The 20,437-nt window shown below is 53.7% G+C and carries 14 protein-coding genes; all 14 read left to right on the forward strand.

The features are described from left to right. Positions 1 to 198 precede the first annotated feature (198 nt). The 14 genes from BMW41_RS02285 to nifJ all read left to right on the forward strand — a co-directional run bounded on the left by BMW41_RS02285 (position 199) and on the right by nifJ (position 19,982). Entirely contained in the window at positions 199 to 1,389 is a 1,191-nt protein-coding gene (locus BMW41_RS02285; protein ID WP_207646861.1) for an ROK family transcriptional regulator, read from the forward strand. 140 nt (positions 1,390 to 1,529) lie between these two features. Continuing rightward, positions 1,530 to 3,488 (forward strand): tetratricopeptide repeat protein, encoded by a 1,959-nt coding sequence (locus BMW41_RS02290; protein WP_074648498.1) that lies wholly within the window; start codon positions 1,530 to 1,532, stop codon positions 3,486 to 3,488. Positions 3,489 to 3,490: 2 nt separating this feature from the next. Next, positions 3,491 to 3,724, forward strand: a complete 234-nt coding sequence (locus BMW41_RS02295) for a hypothetical protein (protein WP_081843968.1) — start codon at positions 3,491 to 3,493, stop codon at positions 3,722 to 3,724. A 273-nt stretch (positions 3,725 to 3,997) separates the two neighbouring features. Next, positions 3,998 to 5,854 (forward strand): ABC-F family ATP-binding cassette domain-containing protein, encoded by a 1,857-nt coding sequence (locus BMW41_RS02300; RefSeq protein WP_074648500.1) that lies wholly within the window; start codon positions 3,998 to 4,000, stop codon positions 5,852 to 5,854. Between the two features lie 129 nt (positions 5,855 to 5,983). After that, the gene (gene alr, locus BMW41_RS02305; RefSeq protein WP_074648502.1) at positions 5,984 to 7,153 is read left to right on the forward strand and encodes an alanine racemase; all 1,170 of its coding nucleotides are present in this window, start codon (positions 5,984 to 5,986) and stop codon (positions 7,151 to 7,153) included. Positions 7,154 to 7,159: 6 nt separating this feature from the next. Further along, positions 7,160 to 8,242 (forward strand): formimidoylglutamase, encoded by a 1,083-nt coding sequence (gene hutG / locus BMW41_RS02310; RefSeq protein ID WP_242870275.1) that lies wholly within the window; start codon positions 7,160 to 7,162, stop codon positions 8,240 to 8,242. 224 nt (positions 8,243 to 8,466) lie between these two features. Then, positions 8,467 to 9,009 carry a bifunctional adenosylcobinamide kinase/adenosylcobinamide-phosphate guanylyltransferase gene (locus tag BMW41_RS02315; RefSeq protein WP_074648506.1) on the forward strand — a complete coding sequence of 181 codons (543 nt, stop codon included), beginning with the start codon at positions 8,467 to 8,469 and terminating at the stop codon, positions 9,007 to 9,009. Continuing rightward, positions 9,006 to 10,016: an adenosylcobinamide-phosphate synthase CbiB gene (cbiB, locus tag BMW41_RS02320; protein WP_074648508.1), complete on the forward strand. Its 1,011-nt coding sequence runs from the start codon at positions 9,006 to 9,008 to the stop codon at positions 10,014 to 10,016. Before BMW41_RS02315 ends, cbiB begins: the two co-directional genes overlap by 4 nt. A gap of 185 nt (positions 10,017 to 10,201) precedes the next feature. Next, positions 10,202 to 11,356, forward strand: a complete 1,155-nt coding sequence (locus BMW41_RS02325; protein ID WP_143050791.1) for a pyridoxal phosphate-dependent aminotransferase — start codon at positions 10,202 to 10,204, stop codon at positions 11,354 to 11,356. 35 nt (positions 11,357 to 11,391) lie between these two features. Next, positions 11,392 to 12,948 carry a cobyric acid synthase gene (locus BMW41_RS02330; protein ID WP_074648512.1) on the forward strand — a complete coding sequence of 519 codons (1,557 nt, stop codon included), beginning with the start codon at positions 11,392 to 11,394 and terminating at the stop codon, positions 12,946 to 12,948. Positions 12,949 to 13,073: 125 nt separating this feature from the next. After that, complete coding sequence (locus BMW41_RS02335; RefSeq protein ID WP_074648535.1) at positions 13,074 to 13,757, forward strand: precorrin-8X methylmutase; 684 nt, start codon at positions 13,074 to 13,076, stop codon at positions 13,755 to 13,757. A 68-nt stretch (positions 13,758 to 13,825) separates the two neighbouring features. Next, entirely contained in the window at positions 13,826 to 15,046 is a 1,221-nt protein-coding gene (locus BMW41_RS02340; protein ID WP_074648513.1) for an alanyl-tRNA editing protein, read from the forward strand. A 31-nt stretch (positions 15,047 to 15,077) separates the two neighbouring features. After that, complete coding sequence (locus tag BMW41_RS02345) at positions 15,078 to 16,262, forward strand: AI-2E family transporter (protein ID WP_074648515.1); 1,185 nt, start codon at positions 15,078 to 15,080, stop codon at positions 16,260 to 16,262. Between the two features lie 177 nt (positions 16,263 to 16,439). Continuing rightward, the gene (gene nifJ / locus BMW41_RS02350) at positions 16,440 to 19,982 is read left to right on the forward strand and encodes a pyruvate:ferredoxin (flavodoxin) oxidoreductase (protein WP_074648517.1); all 3,543 of its coding nucleotides are present in this window, start codon (positions 16,440 to 16,442) and stop codon (positions 19,980 to 19,982) included. The last annotated feature ends 455 nt before the right edge of the window (positions 19,983 to 20,437 follow it).

The raw sequence follows: 20,437 nt of genomic DNA on the forward strand, positions 1-20,437 counted from the left end.
GGTGTCCGCCTTTTGCGTTATACTAAAATAATACTGATTATATCATTGTTTTCTTAGAGGTTTCAGCAGACGGCACGGATTTTCAAAGGAAATGGATGCTTCGCATCGAAAATCCGGCCGTGGAAACGTTTTAAACATCGTTTCCCAATATTAAGTATGTTATGGCAGAGGGGAGATAAGACCGTGGAATATGCTGGAATGAACCTTAACAATCTTAAGAATTCAAACCGGACAGAAATCCTGCGTCTTCTGAACAATCGCGGGTCGATGGCACGCAAGGATATTGCGGGGGAACTCGGCCTTACACCTGCCGCGGTCACGCAGATCTGCGGCGATCTCCTGAAGGAGGGAATTCTTCGGGAGATGGGGGAGATGAACGAGGAGAAGCGGGTCGGAAGAAAAAAGATTCTGGTCGGAATCGATGAAACATATGCAGCCATCGGCGGAATAACCATCGAGGGCGGCGAAACCTTTCTGTCAGTATCCACACTTCGCGGAACGCTTATATGCGGAACCGTGATTGCCACGGACGACGGTGTGCCGCCGGAGATTTTTCTTGCCCGATGCGCGCAGGAACTGAAAAAACTCCTGAAAAAGGCAGGGTCGGAACACATTCTCGGCGTCGGCGTGTCCATTCCCGGTGCGGTCCGCAGAAAGGACGGCACAAGCATTCTCGCCATCCGTGTGTGGAAGGATGAGGTTCCGGTCCGCCGGATTCTGGAAAAACTGCTGGACGTTCCGGTGATTGTGGAGAACAACGTCAAGGCGTTCGCGGAAGCGGAACTGACCTTCGGCGTGGGACGGCAGGCGGACAATCTTCTGTTTGTCAAATGGGGCCCCGGCGTGGGATCAGCGATCGCCATCGACAGCGAAATCTATGACAACCGGAAGGGACGGGCTTCGGAACTCGGTCATGTGGTTGCGGATAAAAACGGAAAACTCTGCACCTGCGGGAAGAGAGGCTGTCTGGAAACGCTGGTTTCCGCAGCCGGGATTACGGAGCAGGTGAAAGCGGCGTTCACGAAAGAATCCATGCCGGAATTATGGAGATGGTGCGGCGGAGATACCGGAAAAATCACCGAGACATCGATCCGGGAGTGGTCGGCGGCGGATGATCCGGCGCTTTACCGTGTTTTCGACCGGGTACTGGAATGTTTTACAAGAAATATCGCCAATGCGGCGACGGTTCTTGCCCCGGACAATGTGATCTATTATGGGGATATGTTTGAGATCCCGTATTTCCGCGAACATTTTGTGCAGGCATACCGGGAAAATGATGCACAGTACCGCGACGGCTTTCTGGTGCACTCGGAACTCAGCGGCAGAATCCGTTTTATCGGAGCGCTGGCTGTGGTGTTCAATGAAAAGTTTCTGAACCCGTCCGTTTGAGCTGTTTGCAGATCTGTCCAAAGGTGACAGTTGTCGGACAACATCGGTCTGTGGTATAATTCGTATTCGGGTATCTTTATCAATAAGAACGAAACTGCAGCGATGGCTGCGGAATTCATAAAAAGACAGGAGTTATACTCATGAGCGAGGAAAACAAGAATAAGGCGGACTCGTCCGCCGGTGCCGCTGCACCGATGAAGACGACATTTAACGTGTATCTGGTGGAACCGGAAGGCAGCAGTGTTCCGGCCGGTCAGGAAGAGACGGATCCGAATATCCGCCGTCTGATCGATTTCGCCAACAACATGAACAGTATCTACGGAATGTTCGATTTCGAGTTCGTCGTTTCCAAATATCCGGGAAGCCTGAGCAAGGACGGCGACGGCCGCTATCAGGTCAAGAAGATGCAGAATGCGATTCTGCAGCAGTATGCCCACTTCAGCGCGATGTTTGTCATCATGCTCTGCCGTCAGGATCAGGTTTCCGAGTCGGAACTCAAGGAACTGATGCAGGGACTTGCAAAGAAACAGCAGAAGGGAATTCAGCTCTGGTTCCTGCCGAAGGAAGGCGCAGACAAGATGATCGCCGGCCTGAGTCAGGTTGTCGCAAGAACCAATGCCCGACTTCCGATTCCGGAGGAAAAGCAGGAAGATCTGGCGGCGATTTCCGGCGCACTGTTTCAGGAAGGCGTGAAGGCGGGAAGAGAAAATGATCTGAAAAAGGCAGAGGCGGCACTCAGCCGTGCGCTGATGATTCAGGTCAAGCTGACCACCTCCAACCGAGATAAATTCCTCGGCATGCTTCCGGCAAGCTACAATGAGATGGGAACCGTTCTGCTCCGTCAGAACCGCTTCCGCAATGCGATCGAGATGTACGATTCCGCGATTCAGTCGCTGGAAGAACTCTCCAAGGCACCGGATGCGCCGAACCGTTCCATCGAAATTGCCGGCGCGCACAACAATAAGGGCATTCTTTTCATGAATCAGGTCGATTTTGCGGCGCTGGAGAAAGAAAAGTCCGGTGAGGCTTCCGGTGAGAAGAAAAACATGCAGCTTTTCGAGTCCGCGCTCAAAGAGTTTGACGCGGCGATGAAGATATATGAGGATCTGAAGAAGGATGAGGAGTGGCAGACGGCCGAGAAACAGAAAACACTCCTTCAGGTGACCGCCGATACAAACGGAAATATCGGACAGATGTACGGCAGAAGCGGACAGCAGGCAGAGGCCTGCATTGCCTATGAGAGAGGAATTGCCGATCTCCGCAAGCTTCAGGAAGGGGATCCGGAGAACCGCGAAATTCTGATCCGTCTCGGCGCGATGGGCAACTCCCTGGGCGTGATCTACAATCATGACAAAAAGTTCCAGGAGGCGATCGGAATCCTTCGGACGGCGGTTGAGGCCGATCAGAAGCTGATGGCGATCGATGATTCCCAGAAACAGATTTTTGAGCCGAGATGCGCGCAGGCTAACTTCAACCTGTTCAATGCTTACCGGTTTGCCGGAAATGCGCAGGACGCGCAGACTTCCTGGAACACCGCGTGGGAGATCTGCGAGCGCAGAGAAGCGGACAGCGAACTCTGCCGCGGCCTGTTCGGTCTGATGAAGACCGTCCGCGACGATGCATCCGGCCGTCAGAAGGAAGCAGCAGCCAAGGCTGCGGCAGATGCGGCAGAGGCAAAGGCGCAGAACCGTGTGCAGGATGCGATCAACGGATACCGCACCGCAGCGACACTCTATCACGGACTTCCGGGTGCGGAAGCACAGATCGAGTCTGCGAAGAATTTCTATGAGCTCGGTCAGATCGCCTGGGACGTGGACCGTCTGGATCAGGCAGAAGTCTGCTTTACGAATGAAGTCACACTGATCCGTGCGTGCGCGAACAACGATGAAAAGTACATGCCGGATCTGGCGGAGGCGCTGTTCCACCAGGGACGGTTCTTCGATGAGGCCAAGGACCAGCCGGACAACACTTCTCTGAAGGAAGCGAAGGAGATCGCGGAGAAATATAAAGATTCTTCCGAGAAGGCGCGTGAAATTTACGAGGACCTGAATGACGGAGCAATTTCCTTCGGATTTGACGGTCCGGAGGGGGAGGTCTGATCATGGGAATGAATCCGGCAGATATGTTTAAGGCGGCTGGACTGTTCCGCAGATTTCAGAACAATCATCCGAAAGTAGTTCAGTTTATTCAGCTTCAGCAGGGACGGGGCGTTCCGGAGGGAACCGTCATCGAGATGACAATTCAGAGGCCCGGCGAGGAAATGCAGGTGACCAATATGCGTGTTCTGGCCGATGACATCGAGATTCTGAATGAGATCCGTCAGATGAAACAATAAGACAGTCGGGCAGGGTGACATTTGCCCGATTCCGCAAGCGAACATTCCGCATTTGTGCTTCATGTTCCGACGACCGGCAGAGGGCTTCCCGCGTGAGTGCGGCAGCCGTTTGCCGGTTTTTGTGGTATAAGAGATTCCTCCGAAAAGTTCTGTGCGCGCGAACGAGCGAAACCTGCGGGGCGTGTTTCGCCTCGTTGGCAGCCGTGAGCGGAAAGTGCGGAAGTCTTTTCTTATATGCCCCACGGGAAAAGTCCATGTGATGAGAGAGCAGATATGAACATTTTAAACCTTGAAAGAATCAGTAAATCCTTTGAAAACCGTGTTCTTCTGGATCAGGTGACCGTCGGTATCTCTGATCGTGACCGGATCGGCGTGATCGGTGTCAACGGAACCGGAAAATCCACGCTTCTGGCCATTGCGGCGGGAGCCCTCGAACCGGATGAGGGACAGACGGTCCGCGGTCGGGAGATCCGGATCTCCTATCTTTCCCAGAATCCGGACTTTGATCCGGACCATAACGTTGTGGAAAATGTCGCCGCCATGGTATACGGAAACGATCAGATTTATCATCAGAACGGAGAGATCAAGGCGATGCTGGCGCGTTTCGGCATCGACAATCCGGAGGCGGATCCGCGGACACTCTCCGGAGGTCAGAGAAAGCGTGCGGCTCTCGCTGCGGCGCTTCTGACACCGTGTGATCTTTTGATCCTTGATGAGCCGACCAACCATCTGGACAATGAGATGATCGAGTGGCTTCAGGATTATCTCCAGCATTACCGCGGCGCGATTCTGATGGTGACACACGACCGGTATTTCCTGGATATGGTTACAACGGAAATTCTCGAGATCGACCACGGGAAGACCTACCGATATGAGACCAATTATTCCGGATATCTGGAACTGAAGCAGCAGCGCCTCGAGTACGCTGAGGCGGCAGAACGGAAGATGGCGACGCTCTACCGAAAGGATCTGGCATGGATTCAGCGAGGCGCAAGAGCCAGAAGTACGAAACAGAAGGCCCATATCGCCCGCTTTGAAGCACTGCGCGACCGGGATAAGATCGTGATCGATCGTGAGGTGGAGATCAATTCGCTTCAGTCCCGTCTCGGCAACAAGACGATTGAACTGAAAAACGTCTCGAAATCCTACGGAGGACGGACGCTGTTCCGGGATTTCAGTTACACATTTCTGAAAAATGACCGGATCGGCATCATTGGCCCGAACGGATGCGGAAAGTCCACGCTGATGAAGACGATCGTGGGTCTTGTCCCGCCGGATGCGGGAACGATCGACATCGGACAGACGGTTCACGTCGGATATTTTTCACAGGAAGCGGAGATGCCGGACGGGGATATGCGCGTCATCGATTATGTGAAAGAAACGGCGGAGTTTATCCGCACAAAGGATGGCCTGACCAGTGCGTCCGCAATGTGCGAGAAATTCCTTTTTGACAGCAATATGCAGTATACGCCGGTATCCAAACTCTCGGGCGGCGAGCGCAGAAGACTCTATCTTCTGCGGATTCTGATGGAGGCACCCAATGTCCTGATCCTCGATGAGCCGACCAACGATCTGGATATCGCTACTCTCCGTGTGCTCGAAGATTATCTGGACGGCTTCTCCGGCATTGTGATCGCGGTTTCCCATGACCGCTATTTCCTGGATCGCGTGGTGACGCGGATTTTTGCCTTCTCTCCGGATGGTATTCTGCGCCAGAATGAGGGCGGATATGAGGAGTACCGTGAGAGAATGCTGATGGAAGCGGAAGACTCCGCCGCCGGTAAAGCCGCGGCCGGCAAAACCGGTCCGGGCGGGAAAACCACGCCGGCGGAGGGGGAGGATCATCCGGCTCCTCAGGGGAATACACGCAGTACGTGGAAGGATCGGTCTGCACAGCCGAAGAAAAAACTTTCCTTCAAGGAACAGCGCGAGTACGACACCATCGAGGACGAGATTGATTCGCTCACCCGGAAATCGGAAGAACTGGACCGGGCGATTCTGAAAGCGGCCAGCGATTTCGTGGAACTGAACCGTCTGACAAAGGAAAAGGCGGAGACGGATGAACTTCTGGAGGCGAAGATGGAGCGTTTCATCGAACTTCAGGATATGGTTGATGCGCTCGGAGGCTGAAATTCCGAAGAAGATATCCGGAAGGAACAGACCGTATAGAATGTTCCGTCAAATCGGTGTATAATATTCCGGTGCTATAACAAAAAGGAGAGCGGCCGGGGATGAAAATCCTGACTGCATAAGGGGACTATGAATTCTACACTTAGAAGAACCTGGGCAGAGATCGATCTGGATGCTCTTACCTATAATTATCAGACCATTCGCCGAAAGATCGGCAAAGACGTGCGTTTTCTGGGCGTCGTCAAGGCGGATGCCTACGGACACGGATCCGTGCAGATCGGAAGGAAAATGCAGGAGCTCGGTGCGGATTACCTTGCGGTTTCCAGCATCGACGAGGCGCTGGAACTCCGGAATGCCGGCATTACCATGCCGATCCTGATTCTGGGACACACGCCGAAAGAACAGGTGGACCGGCTGATCTGTTTCAACATCACACAGGCAGTCACCTGCGAGGCCAAGGCGCGGGAGTACAGTGCCGAGGCGGTAAAATACGGCGGCACGCTGAAGGTTCATATCAAAGTTGACACCGGTATGTCGCGGCTCGGTTATATCTGCGAGGGAGACTATTTTGAGCACGGTGTGGACGGCATCGCGCTGGCCTGCAATCTTCCGGGATTGGACGCGGAGGGAATCTTCACGCATTTTGCGGTTTCCGACGAGCCCGGGGAGGACTGCGAGGAGTATACAAAACATCAGTTTCAGCTCTTCCGCGATGTGATCTGCGCGGTGGAGGAGAAAATGGGGCGGTCATTCCGCATCCGTCACTGTGCCAATACCGGGGCGACGGTCCGATATCCGGAGACTTACCTCGATATGGTCCGTCCGGGACTTCTTCTCTACGGCTACGGAGAATTTGCCCGACAGTGGGGACTTCGGCCGGTGATGTCACTCAAGACGACGGTCAGCACCATCAAGATTTATCCGAAGGGGACAAAGATCAGCTACGGAGGCATTTACACCTGTGATCAGACAACACGGATGGGGGTTGTTCCGTACGGATATGCGGATGGTTTCTTCCGCACGCTGTCCAACCGTTGTTCGCTGTATACCGGGGAGGGGCTGTGCCCGCAGCGGGGAAAGATCTGCATGGATATGTGCATGATTGACCTGACCGGAAAGAACAGCGTCGACGTCGGAAGCGAGGTCGAGATCTTCGGAAGCCATCAGCCGGTGGAAGTTCTGGCGGATCTGGCCGGAACAATTCCGTATGAGATTGTCTGCGCGGTGAGCAAGAGAGTTCCGAGATATTACCTCGAGAACGGAAATGTGGTTGAAAAAGAACTGATGCTTCGATTCTGAACATAGATGGGGGATAGAACAATGCTGAAAAACTATTATTTTGATGTAACGGATCAGTGGCAGGGCCGCATCGACAGCGAGGAGGATTATGACGCGTTTCGCTGGCATCAGAGAATCCGTCCGCTGGATCTCAATTCGGTGACGGAGCCGTTTTCCGGACCGCTCGGCTTCGGACTGATCGGTTTCTGCTGTGATCTCGGCGTTAAGCGGAACAAGGGCCGGGCCGGTGCGGCTCTCGGCCCGAATCTTCTGAGAAAAAAACTTTCGAATCTTCCGTGTGTCTTTGATCCGGGTGTTTCACTCTATGACTGCGGCAATATCGTGACTGACGGCATCGAACTGGAAGAGGCACAGAGCATTCTGGCCGAGGCGGTTCAGAAGATTCTCAGCCTCAACCTTTTCCCGATTGTCATGGGCGGCGGACATGAGACCACCTTCGGTCATTATATGGGTGAACTCGCCCATGAAAAGGAGATTTTGGAGGAGAAGATCCGCAGCGGAAGAAAAGACGAGAGCAGCAAAGTCGATCTCGGCATCATCAGCTTTGATGCGCATTTTGATATGAGACCGTACGACGGCGGTGCATCCTCCGGCTCCATGTTCCGTCAGATTGCGGATATCTGTGAGAAAGAGGAAATGCCGTTTGCTTACATGCCGCTGGGCATTCAGCGCCACAGCAATACGGTCAGCCTTTTCAAGGAAGCGGAGCGTCTCGGAGTGCCCTATATGCTGGCAAGAACACTTCAGTACGGTTCCCGGGAAGAGGTTTATGAACATGTGGATGACTTCATGTATCAGCACAAAAATGCGTACATGACCATCTGCACCGATGTCTTCTCCACGGCATTTGCGCCCGGCGTCAGCGCCCCGCAGGCCCTCGGACTGGATCCGCAGGCTGTGGTGCCGATTATGAAGCACATTCTTCGGACCAGAAAAGTGCGCGGTTTCGACATCTGTGAGATCTCTCCGCGGTTTGATCAGGATGACACCACTGCCAGCCTTGGAGCGGTGCTGATCTTTACCGTGGTGGTTACACTCTGTCAGCTGAACGGACTTGCGGTCAATGTCGGCGGAGATTATTACGGATAAATGATGCATTTGTCAGCGGCGCTGGAGGCTCAGGCTTTCAGCGCCGCTCGGGTATCCGGAGTCCGGCGAAAACGGATAAATGTCTGCGCTTCTCCGGGAAAGATATGCGAATGAGGGGCATTCTTTCATACTCAGCGGAAGCAGTGAGAAAACCGGTTGGAAAGCTGCCGCGGAAGAAACTGTCGGAAGACCGGTGATGAATCAGCAGCCAAAGGGGAATTGATATGATACTGATTGTCGGCGGAAGAGGCCAGGGAAAAACGAAGACAGCGCAGTCCTATGCATCGGGACCGGAAATTCTGCTTCATCTGGAAGACACGGTCGCGAAACTGTATGGATTGCGGGGAGAAGAGGCACTGGATTCCGATGGGAGTCCTTCGGACCGGACGGCGGAAGTCTCGGGAAATCCGTTGCCGGAGGTCCGGGCGGAAGGAACAGAGGGAGTGTTCGAGGAATCCGCTTCCGCGGGGATGTCGGAGGAGAATTACTGGAAAAGACTTAGCGAGGAGGCGGAAGAAACCGTTCAGCGGATTCTGGAGGACCCCGCGATCCGTGTGATTACGGCGGATGAGATCGGCTGCGGCGTCGTCCCCCTGAGCCGCCGTGAGCGCGAGTTCCGCGACACCTACGGCAGAATCTGCCAGAAGATCGCAGAGAGGGCGGATATTGTCATCCGCGTGGTATGCGGTATTCCGACGGTGATCGGTTCCGCAGAAACGGAAAAGAATGAAACAGGGAAAAACAATAAAGAGGAAATGAAAAATTGAGTTGGGTTATCATACATACCGGCGCGCTTTTGGCCGGTTTTCTCCTGGATCTTGCGGTCGGAGATCCGCAGTGGATTCCGCATCCGGTCCGGCTGATCGGAAGCTGGATCACGGTTGCGGAGCGATGGGTTCGGGCGGTGTTTCCGAAGACACCGAAGGGAGAATTGGCCGGAGGATGCCTGTTTACCGCCGTCGTGGTTCTGACATCGGGACTGGGGGCGGCGGCAGTTACGGTTTTTCCGGTGATTCTTCTTCTCCGGTGCGGATTCACCGCGGCTGCGATGGCAGCGGCTTTTTTGCTGGAAACGGTTTCGGTCTGTTACGCGGTGGCGGTGCGTTCGATGAGAACCGAGAGCATGAAGGTGCAGCAGGCGCTGGAGGAGAATGACCTGTTCCGGGCGCGGAGAGCCGTCTCGATGATCGTCGGCCGCGACACGGAAACCCTGACGAAGGAAGGCGTGGCGAAGGCCGCCGTGGAGACGGTGGCGGAGGGAACTTCGGACGGAATTGTGTCCCCGCTCTTCTGGCTCGCGCTGTTCGGACCGGTGGGCGGCTGGATCTACAAAGCGGTCAACACGATGGATTCCATGGTGGGATACCGGAATGACCGGTATCTGTATTTCGGGAGGTGTGCGGCCCGCACCGATGACGTCTTTAACTACATCCCGTCAAGGATCGCTGCCGTTTTTATGATCGCCGCGGCAGGATTTCTCGGCCTGGATTCGGCGGAGGCGTACCGGATCTGGAAACGGGACCGAAGAAATCACAAGAGCCCGAATTCCGCACAGACCGAGTCTGCCTGTGCCGGCGCTCTGGGGTTGAAGCTTGCGGGGGATGCATGGTATTTCGGAAAGAAAGTGGAGAAGCCGTTTATCGGAGATGAAAAAAAGAAAACGGAACCGTCCGATATCACCGAGGCAAACCGGCTGATGTACGGGACCGCGTATCTCGCTGCTTGTTTTGCGGCGGCGGTCCGTTTTTCCGTGCTGATCCTGACGGGGGTCTGAGACTTGTGCCGGCTGCGGCAGAAAGATGTCAGCTTACGGTGATCAGCGGCGGCGCGCAAAGTCCGCTGCGCTCCCCGCAGTATCCCTGGAGCGGAGAGCCGAAGTCCGCTTGCGGACGATATTTCTGCCGGAAGAGAACGTATGGACGGAGCGGAAATTATTTTTGGGAACGGAATAGGAATGACATGATGGAGCATAAGAACAGAGAAAACGTTTCGAAGTACACATACGTTCACGGCGGAGATATATTCCGCGGCGGGATCGATCTGGATCTGTCGGTAAATATCAACCCGTTCGGCATGCCGGAGAGTGCGCGGCGGGCGGCGGCTGAGAGCATGGACCGATGGGAGCAGTATCCGGACGCGCTTCAGAGAAATCTGAGAAACCGCATGTCGGAGAGCCTCCGGCAGGAGGGCTTCCCGGTGAGGACGGATTCCCTGCTGTTCGGAAACGGTGCGTCGGACCTTCTCTACAGCATTTTCCAGGCACTCCGCCCGGAACGCGTGCTGATTCCGATTCCCGGCTTTTCGGAATACCGGAAAGCGGCGGAAACCGTCGGCGCCGAGATTACCGGCCTGCCGGTATTTTCGGCCGAGTCGGTTTCCCCGTATGATGATGATGCGGTTCTGGCGGCGGTTCGAGCATTTGCGGAACATCTCCCTCCGGTTTCCGGCATGGTTATTTTGTGCAATCCGAATAATCCGGATGGACATGTCCGAACATTCGATTTTGTCAGGAGAATTTTCGGAATCTGTCAAAAATATGGTATGATTCTTTTAGTCGATGAAAGTTTTCTCTGGTTCTGCACGGACGGAAAAGAGCGCAGCGCCCTTTCCCTGTGGAGATGCGCCGGGCACGAACCGGAACCGTCGGGACTGATTGTCCTGAATGCTTTCACGAAAATCTTCGCGATGGCAGGACTCCGGCTTGGTTTTATGATCGCGGATCCGGTCATCATCCGGCAGACGGAAGAACTTCGGCAGCCGTGGAGCGTATCGGTGCCGGCGGAAGAGGCCGGAATCGCCTGCCTTGCGGAGCGGGAGTTTGTGCGGAAAACTTCCGGAGAGATCCAAATCCGCCGGAATGAGCTGCGGAGCCGTCTGACAGCGCTGGGAATGAGGTGCGCAGAATCTTTTGCGGACTTTGTTCTGTTCCGGACAGAGATCCGGGATCTGGGAGACCGCCTGCAGAAGAAGGGAATTCTGATTCGGGACTGCTCAAACTACGCCGGACTTGGCGAAGGCTGGTACCGCGCGGCGGTGAAAACGCAGGAGAGCTGTGAGCGGCTGGCGGCAGAGATCGGGGCGATTAAGAAAGAAAACGCGGAAAAGGATGCCTGACCGCGGGCTGCATATTTCAGAACAGGAGGAAGAGCATGGCGAAATCGATCATGATACAGGGAACGATGAGCAATGTCGGGAAAAGCTTTCTGACCGCCGGTCTCTGCCGCGTACTTCGGCAGGACGGATGGAAAGTGGCTCCTTTCAAGTCACAGAACATGGCACTCAATTCCTTTATCACCGTGGACGGGCTGGAGATCGGCCGTGCACAGGCGGTTCAGGCGGAAGCATGCGGCATTGAGCCGACGGCGGATATGAATCCGATTCTCCTGAAGCCGTCCAGTGACGTGGGGTCGCAGGTGATTGTCCGCGGCACACCCATCGGAACCATGCCGGCGAAGGAATATTTCGCTTATAAGAAAAAACTGATCCCGCAGATCCTGGAATCCTACCGGCGTCTGGATGAGGAGTATGACATTATCGTCATTGAGGGAGCCGGCAGCCCCGCCGAGATCAACCTCGCGCAGGATGATATCGTCAATATGGGCATTGCGGAGATGACCGACTCTCCGGTGATTCTCGCCGGCGACATTGACCGGGGCGGCGTGTTTGCACAGCTGTACGGAACGGTGATGCTTCTTCCGGAATCACAGAGAAAACGGATCCGCGGGCTCGTGATCAACAAATTCCGCGGCGACCGGTCGATTCTGGATCCGGGAACGGAAATGATCTCGAAACTGTGCGGGATTCCGGTTGTCGGAACAGTGCCGTTTCTGAAGGCGGATATTGATGATGAGGACAGTCTGAGCACACGGCTTACGGCGAAGGGAAAACCGGCGGCACCCGGAGAGATCGATATCGCCGTGATTCGTCTCCCGAGACTCTCGAATTTTACGGATCTTCATGTATTTGAGACGGTGGGACTGTGCAATGTGCGCTATGTCACGGATGTCAAAGAACTCGGAACACCGGATCTTCTGGTTCTTCCGGGAACAAAGAATACCATTGATGATCTGCTGTGGCTGCGGACCAGTGGCCTTGAGAGCGCGATCCTGAAACTGGCGGCTGCGGAAGTCCCGATCATTGGAATTTGCGGCGGCTACCAGATGATGGGAGAGGTTCTTTCGGATCCGGAAGGGCATGAGTCCGGTCAGCCGGGACGGGTTCTCCGCGGAATGGGACTGATTCCGGCTGAGACCGTATTTACCGGCGAAAAAATCCGTTCACAGAATAAAGGGGAAGCGGTTGCGTCGGAGGGACTGTTTGCGGCGCTTCGCGGAAAACAGGTGCGCGGATATCAGATTCACATGGGACGGACCACCGTCCGGGGCGGAAAACCGCTTCTGAAGCTGCGAAAGGCACTTCTCCCCGAGCCGGAAGGATACGCTTCGGGATGGATTGCGGGAACTTATCTGCACGGGATTTTTGACGGACAGGGCGTTGCGGCGGGGATTGCGGAGCTTCTCCGGAAGCGGAAGATGCCGGGAGCGGATGCCGTTGAGGAGACCGGGATCATAGATCCGGCAGACGCAGCGGATTACGAGGACTACCGCCGCAGACAGTATGACATTCTCGCGGACGGAGTTCGCCGGAATCTGGATATGGAGAAGATCTATCAGATCATCGACCGCAGGGATCTGTCCGGGGGCTGAAAAAAGAAGAGATTTCAAACAACGGGGATTTCCCCGGCGGACAATGATCCGATGCGCGGCTCATACATTACAGAAGGGAGAGAGACGTGCCGGCGGAACGGGATAAGCCGGCATGGAAAAACGGTATGAATACAGATTTTCAGCTCCCGGAGGGGATCGGTCTTCTGGAGATCCATCCGTCGGATATTGAAAAGAAAAGTTTCGAGATGATCGGAGAAGAACTCAAAAAGCTGGGGAAGGGTCCCTATCCGGAGGATGTGGATAAGGTTGTCCGCAGGGTCATCCATACCACAGCAGATTTTCAATTTGCGGATACGCTTGTCTTTTCGCCAAAGGCGGTTCAGGCAGGAATCCGGGCGCTGACCGAGGGCGCGCCGGTTATCACGGATACCAATATGGCGAAATCCGGAATCCGAAAGGCGGTTCTTCAGTCTCTGGGGACGGAAGTGTTCTGCTTTATGGCGGACGCAGATGTGGCGCGGGATGCGAAGGCTGCCGGCGTCACCAGAGCAGTGATGAGTATGCGGAAAGCGGCGGAACTGGAAGAACAGACCGGTCGAAGAGCGGTTTTTGCCATCGGCAATGCACCGACGGCGCTGGTGGAACTGTACAGCCTGATTCAGCAGGGGCGTCTTCATCCGCGGCTGATCATCGGTGTGCCGGTCGGATTTGTCAACGTTGTGCAGGCAAAGGAACTGATTTTGACGCTGAAGAGTACACCGCATATTGTTGCCCGTGGCAGAAAGGGAGGAAGTACGGTTGCGGCGGCGATCGTGAATGCGCTTCTCTATCAGATCCGGAGACTTTGACGGCCAACGGATCGGATCGGGAATTGCACAAGGATATAATATAGAAAAAAGAAAGCAGGACCACAAACATGCAGTCAGGAACCAGAACATTATATTATGAAGAACCGTATCGCACCGAATTTGAGGCAGATGTGCTTTGCTGTGTGCCGGAGGACGGCCGATATGCGGTGACAATGGATCAGTCCGCGTTTTACCCGGAGGGCGGCGGCCAGCCGGCGGATACCGGAATCCTTCGAATCCTGAATTCGGCAGATCAGACCACCTTTGAGGACACCGTTATCCCGGTGCTGGATGTTCAGGAAAAGGACAACTCCATCGTCCATTACACGGACCGTCCGGTTCCGGCGGGAAGCCGCGTTCGCGGAACCATTGACTGGGATCGGCGGTTCTGCATGATGCAGGAACACTCGGGAGAACACATTCTCTCCGGTCTGCTGCACCGGAAATTCGGTTTTGAAAATGTGGGATTTCACATGGGAGAGGAAATCCGGATGGACTTCAGCGGTGAATGTTCCTGGGAGGAACTGATGGAGATCGAGAAGGCGGCAAACGAGATCATTTTCCGGGACCTTCCGATCCGTGTGTTCTGCCCGTCGGAAGAAGAACTGGCCCGGATTGATTACCGCAGCAAAAAAGAATTGACCGGCACGGTACGGCTGGTGGAGATTCCGGAAGCCGATATGTGTGCCTGCTGCGGAACCCATGTTCTCCGTACGGGAGAGATCGGCGCAGTCAAAATTCTCTCCATGATTCGATACAAGGGCGGAATGCGGCTGATGATGCATGCCGGAAGAAAGGCGATGGAGGATTACCGGATCAAGACGGATCTGAACCGGGAGATCTGTGAAATGCTTTCGGCCAAGCCGTATGAGAGTGCGGCGGCGGTCCGGCGGATTCTCGACGCGGACAGCAGAAAGAACCTGCGGATCGCGGAACTCCAGAAGGAACTGTTTCAGTACAAGTCGGAGACATTTCCGGATGGTCAGAAACTTCTGATTGATACGGAACCGGAAGCGTCGACGGTGGAGATCCGGCGGTTCTGCGATCTTCTTCTGAAAAAGAAAAAGGGGGAAACGGTCTGCGTGCTCGCGGGACACACGGATGAGAGCGGAACGGAGGCATTTTCCTACTGTATCGGCAGTGTCTCATATGACTGCCGGGCGGCAGCAAAAGAACTGAACGCCGATCTGGACGGAAGAGGCGGCGGAAGTCCTCAGATGATCCAGGGATCGTTCCGTGCATCCGAGAACAGCATCCGCAGTGCGGTCAGCCGGGTATTCGGCGGCTGATGACAATCCATTTATGACAGGTGGTGACAAAATGAAACTTGTTCGTTTTCGTAATTCTGAAACCGGTGACTGTTCGCTCAAAAAGGTGATCCTTGTGGTTTCTTATACGGTTCTTCTGATCGCCTGTGTCATCCGGCTGGAGGCGGTGATTGCGCTGGCCGGCCGGCTGTTTTCCGTGCTGTTTCCGTTTCTTCTCGGCGCGATGATCGCGTTTATCGTGAACATTCCCATGCAGACGATTGAAAATCTGATCGGGAAAGTGATCCCTGATACGGAACAGAAGAGCCGGAGAGGGATTCGCCGTGCGATTGCCATGGCTGTCTCGTTTCTTCTGATCTTTGCTGCCCTGGGAATTATCCTGACTCTGATGATTCCGGAGATTGGGGCCGCCATGGTCAGTCTTGCCAGCGGGGTTCCGGCATTTCTGGAAGATCTCACGCAGAAGATTCTGGTCTATTTCGGCCAGAATCCTCAGATACGCGCAAGCCTGGAACGCCTGACCATAGGAACCGAGTGGGAAAACATATGGGACAAACTTCTTCCGTTTGTCCGGTCCGGCGCGGGAAATGTGTTTGAATCGACGGTTTCCACGGTATCCGGCGTATTCGGCGGATTGGTGACGGCGGCTCTTGCCCTGATGTTCTCAATCTACATTCTGTCCTCCAAGGAAAAACTGGGCGGACAGGCGGTCCGCGTTCTGCGGGCGTATCTTTCGCCGGAAAAAGTTCGGAAGACGCTGCGGATCACAGGGATTATCGCGAAGACCTATTCCAATTATTTTGCCGGCCAGTTTACCGACGCATGCATATTCGGTTTTCTGATCTTTTTGCTGCTCACACTCTTGTCTCTGCCGTATGCCATGCTCATCGGCGTTCTCGTTGCTTTTACAGCACTGATTCCGATTGTGGGAGCTTACATTGGTTTGGCCATCGGCGCATTTCTCATCGCAGTGGTCAACCCGATGTATGCGCTGTACTTTGCCGGGGTTTATATGGCTACGGTCTTTGTTGACAACAACTTCATTTACCCGCGTGTTGTCGGCAGCTCCGTGGGACTTCCGGCCATCTGGGTCCTCCTTGCGGTCGGTGTCGGAGGCGGACTGTTCGGTATTGTTGGAATGATCTTCTTTATTCCGGGGACATCCGTCATCTACCAGCTGATACGGGAAAATGTGGCGCGCCGTTTGGAAGCGCGCGGGGAGGAAACGGCATCCTGACGACAGAAACGGCCAAAATATAACGAAAAGTATTCGCAAACCTGCACTAAAAAAAATACTTCACAATACGACAGAATCAATTGAAATGTTATTAAAACTTGTTATAATATTATCAGTTTGATGCATGTATACATCAGACTTGTAAAAGTCTAAAGTTAAAATAAGGAGGAATTATTCATGGGAAGAAATTGGAAAACCATGGATGGTAACGAAGCCGCTGCATATGCTTCCTATGCATATACCGACGTCGCTGCCATGTATCCGATCACCCCGTCATCCGTTATGCCGGAGCATGTCGATGAATGGGCAACAGAAGGCAGAAAGAACATTTTCGGAAATGTAGTACAGATTACAGAGATGCAGTCCGAGGCTGGTGCAGCAGGTGCTGTTCACGGTTCTCTGGCAGCAGGTGCACTTACTGCAACCTACACCGCTTCTCAGGGTCTTCTTCTTATGATCCCGAACCTGTACAAGGTAGCTGGTGAGCTCCTTCCGGGTGTATTCAACGTTTCTGCCCGTGCGATCGCTTCCCACGCGCTGAACATTTTCGGTGACCATTCCGATATCTATGCCTGTCGTCAGACCGGATGCGCAATGCTTTGCGAATCCAGCGTACAGGAGGTTATGGATCTCACACCGGTTGCTCATCTTGCAGCAATCAAGGGCAGAGTTCCGTTCATCAACTTCTTCGATGGTTTCCGTACATCCCACGAGATCCAGAAGATCCAGGCATGGGATTACGAGGATCTGAAGGATATGGCTGATTTCGAGGCAATTGACGCATTCAGAAAGAGTGCAATGAACCCGAATCACCCGAACGAGAGAGGTTCTGCTCAGAACCCGGATATCTTCTTCCAGGCTACTGAGGCTTCCAACAAGTATTATGATGCTCTTCCGGCAATCGTTGAAGAGTACATGAACAAGGTAAATGAAAAGCTTGGCACAGACTACAAGCTGTTCAACTACTACGGTGCAGCGGATGCGGATCAGGTTATCATCGCGATGGGTTCCGTAAACGACACCATCGAGGAGACCATCGACTACCTCAACGCTCAGGGCATGAAGGTCGGCGTTGTAAAGGTTCGTCTTTACAGACCGTTCGTCGGAGAGGCTCTCATCAATGCAATCCCGGATACTGTTAAGAAGATCTCTGTTCTTGACAGAACAAAGGAGAAGGGTTCCCTCGGCGAGCCGCTTTACCTTGATGTTGTAGCTGCCCTGAAGGGTTCCAAGTTCGATCAGGTTCCGGTATTCTCCGGCCGTTACGGTCTTGGTTCCAAGGATACCACTCCGAACCAGATTGTTGCTGTATATAAGAACGAAGAGAAGAAGAGATTCACCATCGGTATCAAGGATGATGTAACCAACCTTTCTCTTGATCTCGGCCCGGCTCTGGTTACCACTCCGGAAGGCACCGTAAACTGCAAGTTCTGGGGTCTCGGCGCAGATGGTACCGTAGGTGCAAACAAGAACTCCATCAAGATCATCGGCGACAACACAGACATGTACGCTCAGGCTTACTTTGACTATGATTCCAAGAAGTCCGGCGGTGTTACCATGTCTCACCTTCGTTTCGGAAAGAAGCCGATCAAGTCCACATACCTGATCCACAAGGCTAACTTTGTAGCATGCCACAACCCGGCTTACATCACAAAGTTCAACATGGTTCAGGAGCTGGTTGACGGCGGTACATTCCTTCTCAACTGCAAGTGGACCGGCGAAGAGCTCGAGCAGCACATCCCGGGTCAGGTTAAGAAGTTCATGTATGATCACAAGATCAACTTCTACACCATCGACGGTGTAAAGCTTGGTATTGAGACAGGCATGGGCCCGACACGTATCAACACAATCCTTCAGGCTGCATTCTTCGTTCTTGCGAAGATCATTCCGGAGGATGAGGCAGTTAAGCTGATGAAGGACGCTGCTCAGAAGACATACGGCCGTAAGGGTGAGGATGTCGTTAAGAAGAACTGGGCTGCTATCGATGCAGGTGCATCTGCTCAGAACCTTGTTAAGATCGAGATTCCGGAGTCCTGGGCTAACGGCGCTGACGAAGGTCTTGAGTCCAGCCACGCTGAGACAGGCCGCAAGGATGTTGTTGACTTCGTAAACAACATTCAGGCTGCTGTATCTTCTCAGGAAGGTAACAACCTCCCGGTATCTGCACTCCTTGACTATGTAGATGGTTCTACACCGTCCGGCGCAGCAGCATACGAGAAGAGAGGAATCGCTGTAAACGTTCCGGTTTGGGATTCTTCCAAGTGCATTCAGTGTGAGTTCTGCTCCCTTGTTTGCCCGCACGCTGCAATCCGTCCGATCGCTCTGACAGCTGATGAGGCTGCAAAGCTTCCGGAAGGCACTGCAACACTTCCGCTGACCGGTATGAAGGACGAGTATCAGTTCACCATCGTTACTTCCACTCTCGACTGCACAGGCTGTGGCTCCTGCCAGAACGTATGCCCGGGCATGAGAGGCGACAAGGCTCTGACCATGGTTCCGATCGATCAGGCTATGGAGCAGCAGAAGGCATTCGATCTCGCTGTTACCTTCCCGGAGAAGAGAGACGTTGTAGAGAAGTTTAAGATCAATACTGTAAAGGGTTCCCAGTTCAAGAAGCCGCTTCTTGAGTTCTCCGGCGCCTGCGCAGGTTGTGGCGAGACTCCGTATGCGAAGCTGATCACACAGCTCTTCGGTGACAGAATGTACATTGCGAACGCAACAGGATGTACTTCCATTTGGGGTAACTCCTCACCGTCCACTCCGTACACTGTAAACGATGAGGGTCACGGTCCGGCATGGAACAACTCCCTGTTCGAGGATGCTGCAGAGTTCGGTTACGGTATGCTTCTTGCTCAGAACGCAATGCGTGACAACCTGAAGAAGAGAGTGGAAGCTCTCGTTGTTGCTCATCCGGAAAATGCTGCATTCCAGAAGGCAGCTCAGGAGTGGATCGATACCTTCGGCATCGGCGCTCTGAACGGCGTTGCAACGGATGCACTCGTTGAGGCTCTTGAGTCCATGGATGACGAGACTGCTAAGGAAGTTGTCAACCAGAAAGACTTCCTCGCTAAGAAGTCCCAGTGGATCTTCGGCGGCGACGGTTGGGGTTACGATATCGGCTTCGGTGGTCTTGACCACGTACTTGCATCCAACAAGGATGTCAACATCATGGTTTACGATACCGAGGTTTACTCCAACACAGGCGGTCAGGCTTCCAAGGCTACCAAGATGGGTGCTGTAGCTCAGTTCGCTGCAGGCGGTAAGGAGACCGGTAAGAAGGATCTTGCTACCATCGCGATGTCCTATGGTTACGTATACGTAGCTCAGATCGACATGGGCGGCGACTACGCTCAGGCGGTTAGAGCTCTTGCAGAGGCTGAGGCATATCCGGGTCCGTCCCTGATCATGGCTTACGCTCCGTGTATCAACCACGGAATCAAGAAGGGCATGGCTAAGGCTATGACCGAGGAGAAGCTCGCTCTTGAGTGCGGTTACTGGAACAACTTCCGCTTCAATCCGGCTGGCGGCGACAAGAAGTTCACTCTGGATTCCAAGGCACCGACAGGTGACTATCAGGAATTCCTGAAGGGTGAGGTTCGTTACGCCTCCCTGGCTCTCAAGAACAAGGAAAGAGCTGCTCAGCTCGATGCTGCTAACGAGCAGGCTGCAAAGGATAGATTCGAATATCTGAGCAAGCTGGATGCTCTTTACAACAAGTAATTTGAGCAAAAATAAAACGAGCGAAACACGCTTTGCAAGTTTCGCTCGTTATCGCGACAGTCGCCAAGGCCTCGTGCAAGCACAGGATTTGGCGAGTTAGTCGCGTATATAACCGGACGTTGTCCGGAACGGTTCCCCCGGGGATTTCCCCGGGGGAATTTTTGCGTTATAGAGAACTTCTTCGAAATTGCCCATAACACAAAAAACTCCCCGAGGATGCCCACGCCGCTGAAATGAAGATTCCCTGTGGAGGAAGCGGATGCCTGCGGCCATTGGGAGGGGTATTCAATGAAAATTGCCTTTTAATATATTAAAAAGAATTATTCTTCATAGAATATAATCTGAGGCTTGAGAATCAAAGGAAAATGATATATCATTCCCTCGAAGAATAGATATAAACATCTTTTATAATATGTAGAAACTCATCTTATCATTCGTTTTTTACATCTCGGATC

The organism is [Clostridium] aminophilum, from assembly GCF_900101295.1.
Lineage (GTDB): Bacteria > Bacillota > Clostridia > Lachnospirales > Lachnospiraceae > Clostridium_R > Clostridium_R aminophilum_A.